This is a genomic window from Streptomyces sp. AN091965 (assembly GCF_022698285.1).
In the GTDB taxonomy this organism is placed as follows: Bacteria; Actinomycetota; Actinomycetes; order Streptomycetales; family Streptomycetaceae; genus Streptomyces.
On the sequence record NZ_JALDMY010000001.1, the window covers coordinates 3,734,369 to 3,748,004 of the forward strand.

The 13,636-nt window shown below is 72.5% G+C and carries 10 protein-coding genes; 6 read left to right on the top strand and 4 right to left on the bottom strand.

Features of this window, described 5'->3' with window-relative positions; genetic code table 11:
• The first annotated feature begins 85 nt into the window (after positions 1-85).
• A complete protein-coding gene (locus MQV74_RS15575) occupies positions 86-1,429 on the top strand; it encodes an FAD-binding oxidoreductase (protein WP_242718092.1) in 1,344 nt (447 codons plus the stop codon).
• Positions 1,430-1,468: 39 nt separating this feature from the next.
• On the opposite strand, the gene MQV74_RS15580 is transcribed toward MQV74_RS15575, so the two are convergent.
• Positions 1,469-2,053 (bottom strand): biotin transporter BioY, encoded by a 585-nt coding sequence (locus tag MQV74_RS15580; protein ID WP_242718094.1) that lies wholly within the window; start codon positions 2,051-2,053, stop codon positions 1,469-1,471.
• A gap of 291 nt (positions 2,054-2,344) precedes the next feature.
• Between MQV74_RS15580 and MQV74_RS15585 the strand changes: the two genes are divergently transcribed.
• The 3 genes from MQV74_RS15585 to MQV74_RS15595 all read left to right on the top strand — a co-directional run bounded on the left by MQV74_RS15585 (position 2,345) and on the right by MQV74_RS15595 (position 6,289).
• Entirely contained in the window at positions 2,345-3,769 is a 1,425-nt protein-coding gene (locus MQV74_RS15585; RefSeq protein WP_374120623.1) for an amino acid permease, read from the top strand.
• Between the two features lie 234 nt (positions 3,770-4,003).
• Positions 4,004-5,410 carry an amino acid permease gene (locus tag MQV74_RS15590; protein ID WP_242718096.1) on the top strand — a complete coding sequence of 469 codons (1,407 nt, stop codon included), beginning with the start codon at positions 4,004-4,006 and terminating at the stop codon, positions 5,408-5,410.
• A 228-nt stretch (positions 5,411-5,638) separates the two neighbouring features.
• Positions 5,639-6,289 (top strand): superoxide dismutase, encoded by a 651-nt coding sequence (locus MQV74_RS15595; protein WP_242718098.1) that lies wholly within the window; start codon positions 5,639-5,641, stop codon positions 6,287-6,289.
• 139 nt (positions 6,290-6,428) lie between these two features.
• Here the strand turns inward: MQV74_RS15595 and MQV74_RS15600 are convergent, their stop codons facing one another.
• Positions 6,429-7,085, bottom strand: coding sequence for a mycothiol-dependent nitroreductase Rv2466c family protein (locus tag MQV74_RS15600; protein WP_242718100.1), 657 nt, complete (start codon positions 7,083-7,085; stop codon positions 6,429-6,431).
• 147 nt (positions 7,086-7,232) lie between these two features.
• Between MQV74_RS15600 and pepN the strand changes: the two genes are divergently transcribed.
• Complete coding sequence (pepN, locus tag MQV74_RS15605; protein WP_242718102.1) at positions 7,233-9,821, top strand: aminopeptidase N; 2,589 nt, start codon at positions 7,233-7,235, stop codon at positions 9,819-9,821.
• 74 nt (positions 9,822-9,895) lie between these two features.
• On the opposite strand, the gene MQV74_RS15610 is transcribed toward pepN, so the two are convergent.
• Positions 9,896-10,972, bottom strand: a complete 1,077-nt coding sequence (locus MQV74_RS15610) for a S1 family peptidase (protein WP_242718104.1) — start codon at positions 10,970-10,972, stop codon at positions 9,896-9,898.
• Positions 10,973-11,283: 311 nt separating this feature from the next.
• Here MQV74_RS15610 and MQV74_RS15615 point away from each other — a divergent pair, with 311 nt between their 5' ends.
• Entirely contained in the window at positions 11,284-12,351 is a 1,068-nt protein-coding gene (locus MQV74_RS15615) for a hypothetical protein (RefSeq protein WP_242718106.1), read from the top strand.
• A 107-nt stretch (positions 12,352-12,458) separates the two neighbouring features.
• On the opposite strand, the gene MQV74_RS15620 is transcribed toward MQV74_RS15615, so the two are convergent.
• A complete protein-coding gene (locus MQV74_RS15620) occupies positions 12,459-13,616 on the bottom strand; it encodes a serine hydrolase domain-containing protein (RefSeq protein WP_242718108.1) in 1,158 nt (385 codons plus the stop codon).
• Positions 13,617-13,636: the final 20 nt, after the last annotated feature.

Sequence of the window (13,636 nt, forward strand, 5' to 3'; positions counted from 1 at the left end):
GTCGGTACTGCTCATCGGTTCACGGCGGCGGGGTGACCTCCGTCAGCGCGATCGCCGCGCACACCACGCACGACGGAGGCACCCCGTGGAACTCAGCGACCCCACCGCCAAGCGACTCACCTTCCGCCCCGGTCAGGAGGGGTACGAGGACGAGGTCGCGGGCTTCCAGACCGGCTTCGCCCAGCGGCCGGACGTGGTCTTCGCCGCGTCGGACCCCGAGGACGTCGTGGCCGCCGTGCGGTACGCGGCCGACGCGGGCCTGCCCGTGGGCGTCCAGGCCACCGGGCACGGCCTGCCGGACGCCGCGCGGGGCGGCGTCCTGATCAGCACGCGCCGCATGGACGCCGTGGCCGTCGACGCCGGGGCGCGCACCGCGCGGGTCGGGGCCGGGGCGCGCTGGTCCCAGGTGGTGGCGGCCGCGGCGGAGCACGGCCTGGCCCCGCTGAACGGCTCGGCGCCGGGCGTGGGCGTCGTCTCGTACACCCTGGGCGGCGGGATCGGCATCCTGGCGCGGGAGTTCGGCTACGCGGCCGACCACGTGCGCTCGGTGGACGTCGTGACGGCGGACGGCACGCTGCGGCACGTGACGGCGGCGAGCGAACCCGAGCTGTTCTGGGGCCTGCTCGGCGGCGGCGCGAACCTGGGCGTGGTGACCGCTCTGGAGATCGGCCTGGTGCCGGTGGCGCGCCTGTACGGCGGGGCCCTCGCCTTCGACGGCCGCGAGGTCGACCCGGCGGCCGTCCTGCGCGGCTACGCCGCCTGGGCCAAGACCGTGCCCGACGCGCTCACCTCGTCGGTCGCCGCCCTGGTCTACCCGGACATGGACCAGCTCCCGCCGCACCTGCGGGGCCGCTATCTGGTGACGGTGCGCATCGCCTGCACCGGCCCGGCCGAGGACGGGGAGCGGCTCGTGGCGCCGCTGCGCGCGCTCGGGCCGACCGTCTCGGACAGCCTGCGCGAGCTGCCGTACACGGAGAGCCACACGATCCACAACGACCCGGACTTCCCGCACTCCTACTACGGCGACAACCTGATGCTCACCGAGCTCGACCTGCCGGGCGCGGAGCGGCTGCTCGCGCTCACCGGGCCCGCCGCGGACCACATGCACGTCGTCCAGCTCAACCACCTGGGCGGCGCGCTCGCCCGGCCCGTCCACCACGACAACGCCGTGCCGCACCGGAGCGCGGCCTGGGCGGTGCGGATCCTGTCGCCCCTGGAGGGCACGGACCGCGAGGCGCTGCGGGAGCTGTACGCGCGGGCTTTCGCCCCGCTGGCCCCGCACGCCGTCGGCCGGTCGGTGAACTTCGCGCTGGCGGGCGGCGACCGCCCGGAGGGCGTGTACGACGCGGACACGCGGAAGAGGCTCGCCGGACTGAAGGCCACGTACGACCCGGCGAACCTCTTCAGGCGGAACTACAACGTCGGCTGAGCCGCCGGGCGGCGACCGCCGCCCGGCCCCGTCGTCGGGTCAGCTCTTGTCGCCGAGCAGCTTCCACGACAGCGGCAGCGCGCCCATGGCGAGGGCCGCCTTGAGGGCGTCGCCGATGAGGAACGGGGTGAGGCCCGCGGCGACCGCCTCGGTCAGGGACATGCCGGTGGACGCGGCCAGGTAGGGCACGCCGACGGCGTAGATGATCGCGGAGCCGAGGACCATCGTCCCGGCCGTGTGCAGCACGTTCCGGTCGGCGCCGCGCCGGGCCAGGGAGCCCACCGCCGCGGCGGCGAGCATCATGCCGAGGACGTAGCCGAGCGAGGGCATGCCGTAGCCGGACTTGGCCTCGGCGAACCACGGCACGCCCGCCATGCCCACCAGGGCGTACAGCGCGAGCGACAGGAAGCCGCGGCGCGCGCCGAGCGCCGTGCCGACCAGGAGCGCGGCGAAGGTCTGCCCCGTCACCGGCACCGGCGAGCCCGGCACGGGCACGGAGAGCTGGGCGGCCAGGCCGGTGAGCGCGGCGCCGCCGAGCACGAGGGTCGCGTCGCGCAGGCGGGAGGCGGGGATCAGGTCGGCCAGGACCTGGCCCGGGCGGGTGGTGGCGGCGGCTGTGCTCATCGGGACTCCGCGGTTCTGGGACGTCTGGGGGCAGGTGGTGCGTGGGACGACCTGACCCTAACCCCGGGGCGGGCGCCCCATCAGGGGGCGCGGATGACAAAGGGAGCGGCTCCCCCTTGGTGGGCTCCGCACAAAGGGCGCGGCCCACACCCTGCCGGGCGTGATGCTGGTCACGGAGGTCAGGAATGCCGGGGCCGGGTTTTGCGTTCAGGGGCACGCGCCGGTGAGACTGTGGAGTCTCACCAACTCGCCTCTGAGCACCCCGAGCACCCTGAGAGTCAGCTGAGCCCGATGCACGATCACCAGCGGCCCGACTCGGGGGTGCCCTCGACGGCTCCCGCGGACCCCTTCGGCCCCGCCGAGCCCCTCGGCGGCGGCCTCAAGCAGCGCCATCTGACCATGCTGGGCCTCGGCGGTGTCATCGGGGCCGGCCTGTTCGTCGGCTCGGGCGCCGGGATCGCGGTCGCCGGGCCCGGCATCGTCCTGTCGTACCTGATCGCGGGCGCGCTCGCGATGTGCGTGATGCGGATGCTCGGCGAGATGTCGGCGGCGATGCCCTCGTCGGGCGCGTTCTCCGTGCACGCCGAGCGGGCGCTGGGCCGCTGGGCCGGGTTCTCGGTCGGCTGGATGTACTGGTTCCTGCTCGTCGTCGTGCTCGCCGTGGAGGCGACCGGCGCGGCGCGGATCGCGCACGCGTGGGTGCCGGGCGTGCCGCAGTGGGCGTGGGTGCTCCTCTTCATGGTGTTCTTCACCGGCGCCAACCTCGCGGCGGTGAAGAACTTCGGCGAGTTCGAGTTCTGGTTCGCCGCCCTGAAGGTCTTCGCGATCGTCGCGTTCCTGGTGCTCGGGCTCCTCGCGGTCTTCGGACTCCTGCCGGACACCGACCCGGTGGGGCTCACCCATCTCACCGGCGAGGGCGGCTTCCTGCCGCTCGGCTGGGACGGGGTGATCTCCGGCGTGGTCGTGGTCCTCTTCGCCTTCGGCGGCCTGGAGATCGTCACGATCGCGGCCGCCGAGTCCGACGACCCGGTGCGCGCCGTGGCCCGCGCGGTGCGCAGCGCCGTGTACCGCATCCTCTTCTTCTACGTCGGTTCGATGCTGGTCATCGTGACGGTGCTGCCGTGGACGGCGCAGCAGGCCGGGTTCAGCCCGTATGTGAAGGTGCTCGACTCCATCGGCGTCCCCGCGGCCGGGACCCTGATGAACATCGTGGTGTTCGTGGCGCTCCTGTCGTCCCTGAACGCCAATCTGTACGGGGCCTCGCGCATGGTCTTCTCGCTCGCCGAGCGCGGCGAGGCCCCCCGGGGCCTGCTGAAGGTGTCGCGCGGCGGGGTGCCGCGGCGCGCGGTGCTGGCCTCGGTGGCCTTCGGCTTCGTGTCGGTGCTGCTCAATCTGAAGTGGCCCGACTCCGTCTTCCTCTACATGCTCAACTCGGTCGGCGCGGCCCTCCTCTTCGTCTGGGCGCTGATCGCCGTCTCGCAGCTGCGCCTTCGCCGCCGCATCGAGCGCGAGGCGCCGGAGCGGCTCACCCTGCGGATGTGGTTCTTCCCCTGGCTGACGTGGGCGGCGCTCGCGGGGATGGGCGTGGTGATCGCGCTGATGCTGCGCGACGACGGCGCGCGCCCGCAGCTGTTGTGGTCGGCGGGCGCCACGGCGGTGGTGATCGCGGTGGCACTCCTGCGGGAGTGGGCGACGCGACGTACGCGCCGTACGTAACTCTTCTACGAACGGCGTATGACACCGGTGGGACGTCGTGACGGAAACACCCCGCCGGATCACGCGAGTATGACGAAATCGTGAAGACGTCTTCACCTTGTGTGAGCGTCGTGTCCGTATACCGGTCAACTGTTCCCTGTCAGCGGTGCCAGTGCTCAGACTGTGCCCCACTTCCCCCTGTGGTTCCCGCGCGGTTCCTTCCTTCCGTCTCCCCGCTAGCGAACAGGGACGCCCATGTCTCAGACGTCCGTGAAAGACGCACCACCCCAGGCCGACGCCCCCCTCGGGCACGGTCTCAAGCAGCGTCATCTGTCGATGATCGCCCTCGGCGGCGTCATCGGCGCCGGGCTCTTCGTGGGCTCCGGGAAGGCCATCGCCGCCGCGGGGCCCTCGATCATCCTGGCCTACTCGCTGTCCGGCGCCCTGGTCATGCTCGTCATGCGCATGCTGGGCGAGATGGCGGCGGCCAACCCCGCGTCCGGCTCCTTCTCCGTGCACGCCGAGCGGGCCCTCGGCCCCTGGGCCGGGTTCACGGCGGGCTGGTCCTTCTGGTTCCTGCTCTGCGTGGCCGTCGGCCTCGAAGGCATCGGCGCCGCGCAGATCGTGCACGGCTGGGTGCCCGGCGTGCCCGAGTGGGCCTGGGTCGCCCTCTTCATGCTGATGTTCTGCGCCACGAACCTCGCGGCCGTGAAGAACTTCGGCGAGTTCGAGTTCTGGTTCGCCGCCCTGAAGATCACCGCGATCGTGCTCTTCCTCGCCATCGGCGTGCTCGCGATCCTCGGCTGGCTCCCCGACACCGACGCGCCGGGCAGCGCCAACCTCACCGGGCACGGCGGCTTCATGCCCAACGGCGTGGACGGCCTCATCGTGGGCCTGCTCGCCTCCGTCTTCGCCTACGGCGGCCTGGAGACGGTCACCATCGCGGCCGCCGAGTCCGAGCACCCCGTCCAGGGCGTGGCCAAGGCCGTGCGCACCGCGATGTGGCGGATCGCCATCTTCTACATCGGCTCCATGGCCGTCGTCGTGACGCTGCTCCCCTGGACCTCCGAGGAGGTCGCCACCAAGGGCCCGTACGTCGCCACGCTCGACCACCTCGGCATCGACGGCGCCGGCGAGATCATGAACGTCGTCATCCTGGTCGCCCTGCTCTCCGCGATGAACGCCAACATCTACGGCGCCTCCCGCATGGCCAACTCGCTCGTCCAGCGCGGCCAGGGCCCCAAGGCCCTGGGGCGGCTCTTCAACGGCGTGCCGCGGATCGCGGTCCTCACCTCGTCGGTCTTCGGCTTCCTGTGCGTGCTGCTCAGCTACTGGCGGCCCGACGACATCTTCCAGTGGCTGCTCAACACCATCGGCGCGATCATCCTCGTCGTCTGGTTCTTCATCGCCGCCGCCCAGCTGCGGCTGCGCAAGAAGCTGGAGCGCGAGGCCCCCGAGACGCTCGTCGTGAAGATGTGGCTCTTCCCCTGGCTGACGTACGTGGCGCTCGCCGGGATGGCCACGGTGTTCGTCCTGATGGCCCGCGAGGAGGAGACCCGTACGCAGCTGTACTACACGGGCGGTCTCACACTGCTCCTGATGGTCGTGGGCTTCGTACGGCAGAAGATGGCCGAGGGCCGCGAGGCGGCGCCGAGCGCCTGACCCGACCCTTCCTGACGGCCGAAGGCCCGGTCCACCCACGTGGACCGGGCCTTCGGCCGTCCCCGTTCCCGGTGCGCCCGGGGCTCGCGACCTAGGGCCAAGGGCTGATCAACTTCAGGCACCTCCTGCTGCTAGCCTGCACTTGCACATGGATCGCAATAAGAGGTGCACCGCGGCGCCGGGCAAAACGGCACGGTCCCCCGCGGGGCACGGTCGGAGGGCTCGCTGATGGCCATTTACACGCTTCCTGAACTTCCGTATGACTACGCGGCGCTCGAGCCGGTGATCAACCCGCAGATCATCGAGCTGCACCACGACAAGCACCACGCCGCATACGTGAAGGGCGCGAACGACACCCTGGAGCAGCTGGCGGAGGCACGCGACAAGGACGCGTGGGGCGCCGTCAACGGCCTGGAGAAGAACCTGGCCTTCCACCTCTCCGGGCACATCCTGCACAGCATCTACTGGCACAACATGAACAGCCCCAAGGACGGCGGCGGTGGCGAGCCCACCCACGCCGACGGTGTGGGCGAGCTCGCGGACGCCATCACCGAGTCCTTCGGCTCCTTCGCCAAGTTCAAGGCGCAGCTGACGAAGGCCTCGGCGACGACGCAGGGTTCGGGCTGGGGCGTGCTCGCCTACGAGCCGCTCAGCAACCGCCTGATCGTCGAGCAGGTCTACGACCACCAGGGCAACGTCGGCCAGGGCTCCACGCCGATCCTGGTCTTCGACGCCTGGGAGCACGCCTTCTACCTGCAGTACAAGAACCAGAAGGTGGACTTCATCGAGGCCATGTGGCAGGTCGTCAACTGGCAGGACGTGGCCAAGCGCTACGAGGCCGCCAAGCAGCGCGTGAACAGCCTGCTGCTGGCCCCCTGAGCCACCCCACGGGCCCCGCGCCCGCGTGACACGTCCTGCCTCGTGATCGTCTTCTCAACCTTCGCGTCGGCAGGCGGATGAACGAAAGGCCCCCACGAGGACGTGACTCGCGGGGGCCTTTCGGCTTGGCTCTCAGCCCTCAGTCGAAAATCGGGCCCTGAGTGCGGGTGCGCTTGATCTCGTAGAAGCCCGGGGTCGAGGCCACCAGCAGGGTGCCGTCCCAGAGCCTGGCGGCCGCCTCGCCCTTGGGGGCGGGGGTGACGACCGGGCCGAAGAAGGCGATCTGCTCGCCGTCGGGGCCGGGGACGGCGATGACGGGCGTGCCGACCTCCTGGCCCACCTTCTCGATGCCCTCGTTGTGGGAGGCGCGCAGCTCGGCCTCGTAGGGCGTCGTGTCCCAGTGGTCGAGGAGGGACTCGGGCAGGCCGACCTCCTTCAGGGCGCCGGCGACGGCCTCCTTGGTGGGGCCCTCGCCCTGGTTGTGGATGCGGGTGCCGAGCGCGGTGTAGAGGTCGCCGAGCACCTGCGCGCCGTGCTCCTGCTCGGCGGCGATGGCCACGCGGACCGGGCCCCAGGCCTTGGTCGCCAGCATGTCGCGGTACTCCTCGGGCAGCTCGTCGAGCTTGTTCTCGTTGAGCACGGCGAGGCTCATCACGTGCCAGCTGACCTCGATGTCACGGACCTTCTCGACCTCCAGGACCCAGCGGGAGGTCATCCAGGCCCAGGGGCAGAGCGGGTCGAACCAGAAGTCGACGGGGGTCTTGCCGTTCTCGGTGGTCGCAGAGGACGCGGACATGTCTCTCCCTAGGGAATGTGTGCGAAGCCTGGCCAGGGGAACGTCGGGGGTGTGGCAGGGCATTCCCGGATGTCCGCCGACCGGGGCACGTGCGAGGATCAGAGGCATTCGAACGAGAGTCATGCGAGCCACGAGGGAGTGCCGCCCGTGCCCGGTGAGAATCTGTCCCGCGACGAGGCCCAGGAGCGGGCCGCGCTGTTGTCCGTCGACGGGTACGAGGTCTTCCTCGACCTGCGGTCGGCGGTCGGCGACAGCCAGGAAGGCGACACCGCGCCGCGCACCTTCCGCTCGGTCACCACGATCCGCTTCCGCTGCGCCGAGCCGGGCGCGGCGAGCTTCGCGGACCTGATCGCCCCGAGCGTCACGGCCGTCTCGCTGAACGGCAAGGACCTCGACCCGTCCGAGGTCTTCGACGGCAGCCGCATCGCGCTGGAGGACCTGCGCGAGGAGAACGAGCTGGTGGTGGACGCCCAGTGCGCCTACAGCCGCACCGGCGAGGGCATGCACCGCTTCGTCGACCCGGAGGACGGCGAGGTCTATCTCTACACGCAGTACGAGCCCGCGGACTCCCGCCGGGTGTTCGCGAACTTCGAGCAGCCCGACCTGAAGGCCCCCTTCCGCTTCTCCGCACAGGCCCCCGAGGGCTGGACGGTGTGGAGCAACGGCGCGGGAGAACAGGTGGACGGCGTCTGGCAGTTCGCCGAGACCAAGCCCATCTCGACGTACATCACGGCGGTCGTCGCGGGCCCGTACCACTACGTGACCGACTCCTACGAGCGCGTCTTCGAGGACGGCACCCGTCTGGAGATCCCCCTCGGCGCGATGTGCCGCAAGGGCCTGGCCAAGCACTTCGACGCGGACGACGTCTTCCTGGTCACCAAGCAGGGCCTGGACTTCTTCCACGACCACTTCGACTTCCCCTACCCCTTCGGGAAGTACGACCAGGCCTTCGTGCCGGAGTACAACCTGGGCGCGATGGAGAACCCGGGCTGTGTGACCTTCCGCGAGGAGTTCATCTTCCGCGGCAAGGTGACCCAGGCGTCGTACGAGCGCCGGGCGAACGTCATCCTGCACGAGATGGCGCACATGTGGTTCGGCGACCTGGTCACCATGCGCTGGTGGGACGACCTGTGGCTCAAGGAGTCCTTCGCCGACTTCATGGGCTCCTTCTCGATGGTCGAGGCGACCCGGTTCACCAACGGCTGGATCACCTTCGCCAACAACCGCAAGGCGTGGGCGTACCGCGCCGACCAGCTGCCCTCCACCCACCCGGTCACGGCCGACATCCGCGACCTGGAGGACGCCAAGCTGAACTTCGACGGGATCACGTACGCCAAGGGCGCCTCCGTCCTCAAGCAGCTCGTGGCGTACGCGGGCCGCGACGCCTTCCTGGAGGGCGCCCGCCGCTACTTCAAGCGGCACGCGTACGGCAACACCCGCCTCGGCGACCTGCTCTCGGTCCTGGAGGAGACCAGCGGGCGCGACATGGCCGCCTGGTCGCGGGCCTGGCTGGAGACGGCGGGGGTCAACTCCCTCACCCCGCAGGTCACCCTGAGCGCGGAGGGCCGCGTCACGGAGCTCGCCGTCGTCCAGGAGGCGGCCGAGAGCCACCCGAGCTTGCGCCCGCACCGCGTGGCCGTGGGCCTGTACCGCCGCTCGGAGGCGGGCGACCTCGTGCGGTACGCCCGCGCGGAGGTGGACGTCGAGGGCCCGCGCACCACGGTCGCGGAGCTCGTCGGCGCCGAGGCCCCCGAGCTCGTCCTGGTCAACGACGACGACCTGACGTACTGCAAGATCCGCTTCGACGAGACCTCGCTCGCCACCCTGCGCGAGCGCCTCGGCGACCTCACCGACCCCCTCGCCCGCGCCCTGTGCTGGTCGGCGCTGTGGAACCTCACGCGGGACGGGCTCATGCCCGCGCGGGACTTCGTCGGCCTCGTGCTGCGGTTCGCCGGGCGCGAGACGGACATCGGCGTGCTCCAGATGCTGCACGCCTGGGCGGGCACGGCCCACACGCACTACGCCGCGCCCGGCTGGCGCGAGGCGGGCGGGCGACTGCTCGCCGAGGGCGCGCTGCGGGAGCTCAGGATCGCCGAGCCGGGCAGCCAGCACCAGCTGACGTGGGCGCGCTTCTTCGCCTCCGTGGCCTCGTCGGACGCCGACCTCCAGCTCCTCCAGGGCCTGTTGGACGGCACCGCGAAGATCGACGGCCTCGATGTGGACCAGGAGCTGCGCTGGGCGTTCCAGCTGCCGCTCGCGGTGCACGGGGTGGCGGACGAGCGGGCGCTCGCGGCCGAGCTCGCCCGCGACGACACGGCCTCCGGCAAGCGCCACCAGGTCCGCTGCCTGGCCGCGCGGCCGTCGGCGGCGGTCAAGGCGCAGGCCTGGGCCTCCGTGGTGGAGTCGGACGCGCTGTCCAACGCCCTGGTGGAGGCGACGATCTCGGGCTTCGCGCAGCCCTCGCAGCGCGGGCTCGTCGCCGAGTACGCCCCGAAGTACTTCGCCGCCATCGAGCGGGTCTGGGCGGAGCGGTCCATCCAGATCGGCATGGACGTGGTGCGGGGCCTGTTCCCGCACCTCCAGGACAGTCCGGAGACGGTGGCCGCGGCCGACGCGTGGCTCTCCGCGCACGAGGCGGCCCCGCCGGCCCTGCGCCGCCTCGTCCTGGAGTCCCGCGACGACCTGTCCCGGGCCCTGCGCGCCCAGGCCTGCGACACCGGCTCCACCGAGGGATAGCGGGGGCCTCCCCGACCGTGTCCCGGGCCGGGGCCGCAGCGGTGCGGCCCCGGCCCGGGGACCCGGCCCAGGCGTCAGCCGATCTGCGCTCCGTAGCGCGAGAGCGCGTCCACGACCGGCGCGAAGTAGGTCCGGCCGCCGCTGGAGCAGTTGCCGCTGCCACCGGAGGTGAGACCGAGCGCGCTGCTGCCCGCGAACATCGAGCCCCCGCTGTCACCGGGCTCGGCACAGACGTTGGTCTGGATCAGACCGTTGACCGTGCCCTGCGGGTAGGAGACGGACGCGTTGAGCCGCTGCACGCTGCCGCCGTGCAGCTGCGTGGTGGAGCCGCTGCGCTGCACCTGCTCGCCGACCACGGCCTGGCGGGCCCCGGTGATCTGCTGGGAGCCGCCGTTGTAGAGGTTGACCTCGCTCGGGTGGGCGACGTTCGCGGTGTACTTCACGATGGCGTCGTCGCGCCCGGGGAAGCCGTAGTCCTCGACCTGGGCGATCACGGGCCCGCCGCGGGTCTCGGACCAGCTGGTGCCCGCGAGGGAGGCGCAGTGGCCCGCGGTGAGGAAGTAGGGCTGGCCGCCCTTGACGACGTTGAAGCCGAGCGAACAGCGCCCGCTGGAGCTCCAGATGGCGTCGCCGCCGCGGATGAGGGGCTGGAACTTCCCCGCGGTGCGCTCCAGGACCGCCTTGCCGTGCTGGGCCGCCACGCGCTGCTTCAGCCGGTCGAGGGCGGCGCCCCTGACCGTGGAGTCGGCGGTGACGACCACCTTGTTGAGGACCGGGTCCGTGGCGCGTGCCGTGCCGGGGACCGCGTGCTCGCCCAGGGCCCGCTGGGCGGCGTCCAGTTGGGCCTGGGAGTGGGTGACCGCCCGCGGCTCGGCTCCGGCGGCGCGGACCCGGTCGGCCGCGGCCTCGTCGAGGACGTTGACGACGAGCTTCTTGGCGGCGGCGTCGTAGTAGGCGCCCGCGGTGCCGCCGGGGAAGCCGTCGGTCAGGGTGTCGGCGAGCCTGCCCGCCGCGGTGGCGCCGAGGGCCTTCGGAGTGGGGTCCGAGGCCGCCGAGCTGGTGGTCGCCGCGGAGAGGGTGCCCGCGACGAGGGCGGCGACGCCGATGCCGGTGAGGACGAGGCGCCGTGTCGTTGCTCGTGGGGGTGTCACTCAGTACCTCCATGGGGGGATGGAGCCGCCCAAGTCGGGTGCGGCTCCGGGGAGTTACCGGTTCCTGGCGCGGACCGCCGACGGGATTACGTCGCGTCCATGCCAAGTATCGCGCCGAGTATGACGACGGGGCCGACCGCCCACAAGGGGGTGGCGCGAGAAAGCGGACGCACTCCGTCCCCGCCGCACGCCCCTCGAACCGCACCTTTTCGGCCTTCGAACTCCCGTACTTTAGGACGGGCTTGTCCGGTTTTGTCGACGGGACTGTAACAGCGGTTAGGCGGCGGACCGGCACCGGGAATGGCCACGGCATGAACCACAACACCCCGCTCTCCCCCCGCCCCCTGCGCCACCTCGCCGACGCCCAGCGCCGCGTCATGAGCACGGCCCAGCTGCGCGCGCACGGCGTCGGCGCCGCCGAGGTCAGCGCGCACTGCCGCCCCGGCGGCCCCTGGCAGCAGCTGCTTCCGGGGGTCCATCTGCTCCACCCCGGCCCGCCCACCAGCGAGGAGCGGCTGCACGGCGTGCTGCTCTACGCCGGGCGGCCCCCGGCCAAGGAGTCCCGGGCGATCCCCGCGCAGCCGCGGCCCGGCGAGCCGCACGCGGGCTACGCCGACGCGATGATCACCGGGCTCGCCGCCCTCACCCTGCACCGCTTCTCCTCCACGCCGCCGCTGCTCTCCCTGGACCGGATCGACGTCCTGGTCCCGCGCACCCGACGGCTGCGCTCGACCGGCTGCGCCCGCCTCGTCCGCGCGCACACGCTGCCCACACCGCTGCAGATCACCGGCGTGCCGGTGGCGCCCGTGGCGCGGGCGCTCGCCGACGCCGTCGCCCACCTCGCCGAGGCGCGCGCGGTGCGGCGGCTGCTCACCGAGGCGGTGCGCGGCGGGCACTGCGAACCGGCCGCCCTGGTGGCCGAGTTGAACCGGGCGCGGCTGCTCGGCCGTCCGCACGTGGTGGACGCCGTGGACTCGCTGCTCGCCGAGGGCCGCGCGATCGCCGAGGACCGGCTGCACGCCCTGGTCCATGACCACGGGCTCCCCGATCCGCTGTGGAACGTCGATCTGCGCCTGCCGGGCGGGCCGCACCTGGGCGGCGTCGACGCGTACTGGCCCGAGCAGGCCGTGGCCGTGGAGCTGGACACGCGGGCGCCGCGGCACGGGCGCACGGGGCGCAAGGAGCAGGAGGACGACGAGCAGTGGTCCGAATACGCCCGCAAGCGCGAGCACTTGGAGCGGCTCGGCGTCACCGTCGTCCACATCACCCCGAAGAAGCTGCGGGACGCCCCCGACCAGCAGGCGGCGGTCGTCCTGACGGCCCTGATGGCCTCCTGCGACCGGGATCCGGCGGCGTACATCGTGGTCCTGCCCAGATAGCGCGGCCGTCCGTGCCCGCGGGCACGGCGCGTGCCCCATAAGGGGGGTGCGGGGGCGGAGCTCCGGACGGCGGGGCTCCGCCCCCGCGCGGGTGCGGACGGCGGCGGTCAGGCGCCGCAGAACTCCGCGGCCACGATGCGGTCCTGGCCGCCCGCCCAGTCGCCGTTGAAGTGGAACGTCAGGGCGTGCCCGCCGCCCGTCGTGGTCAGGGCCAGGGACAGCGAGCCGTGGATGCCGCCGCCGTGGCCCCACACGACCGTGCCGCAGGGCAGTTCGAGCCGCAGCAGGCCGAGGCCGTAACGGCCGCCCACGCCCTCCTCCCCCCGGGCGGGGACCGTCCTCTTCATCGCGGCGAGCTGCTCGGGGGGCAGCAGGTCGCCGCGGAGCAGGGCCGTGTAGAAGCGGTTCAGGTCCGCCGCGTCCGAGATCAGCTCGCCCGCGGCGCCCGCCATGGACGGATTCAGCTCGGTCACGTCGTACGTCCTGCTCCGCGCGGTGCCGGCGGGCTTGGAGTACGCGCGCGAGCTGGGCCGGGGCAGGGTGGCCCTCGTGCCCGGCACGGAGGTGGCGCGCAGGTGCAGGGGGATGATGATCCGGTCGCGTACCTCGTCCCCGTAGGGGCGGCCCGTGACCTTCTCGATGACCATTCCGGCGACGACGTAGTTGGTGTTGGAGTACGCCCAGCCCCGGCCGGGGGCGAAGTCCGGCGCGTGGCGCAGCGCGAGCGCGACCAGGGCCGCCGGCCGCCAGGTGCGGTGGCGGTGCTCCGGGGTGGTGAGCCGTCGGTCGAAGTCCGGGTCCTCGCTGTAGTCGTGGATGCCGCTGGTGTGGTTGAGGAGCTGCCGGACGCTGATCCGGTCGCCGTCGTGGCCGTGGCCCTCGATCACGCCGGGCAGCCACGCGCCCACCGGGTCGTCGAGGTCGAGCCTGCCCTCCGCCTCCAGCTGGAGCAGCACGGTCGCCACGAACGTCTTGGTGATGCTGGCCGCGCGGAACCGGTCGTGCGCGCCGCGCGGGGTGCCCTCGCGCAGGTCGCCGACGCCCGCGGCGCCGCTCCAGGGGCCGTGCCGGTCCCGTGCGTGGGCCGTCACGCCGGGGACGCCGCCGCGCACGGCGGCGTCGAGGGCGGCCCGGGTCCCGCGGTGGTCCCGGTCCGCGCCGGGCGTCGCGGCCGCGGGGGCGGTCAGGGCACCCGCCACCGCCGCGACCAGGGCCGCCGCCACGCACCCCCTGCGCATCGGCGTGAGCCGTCTCGGCACTGCCATGGGTCGCCGTCCCTTCGTCC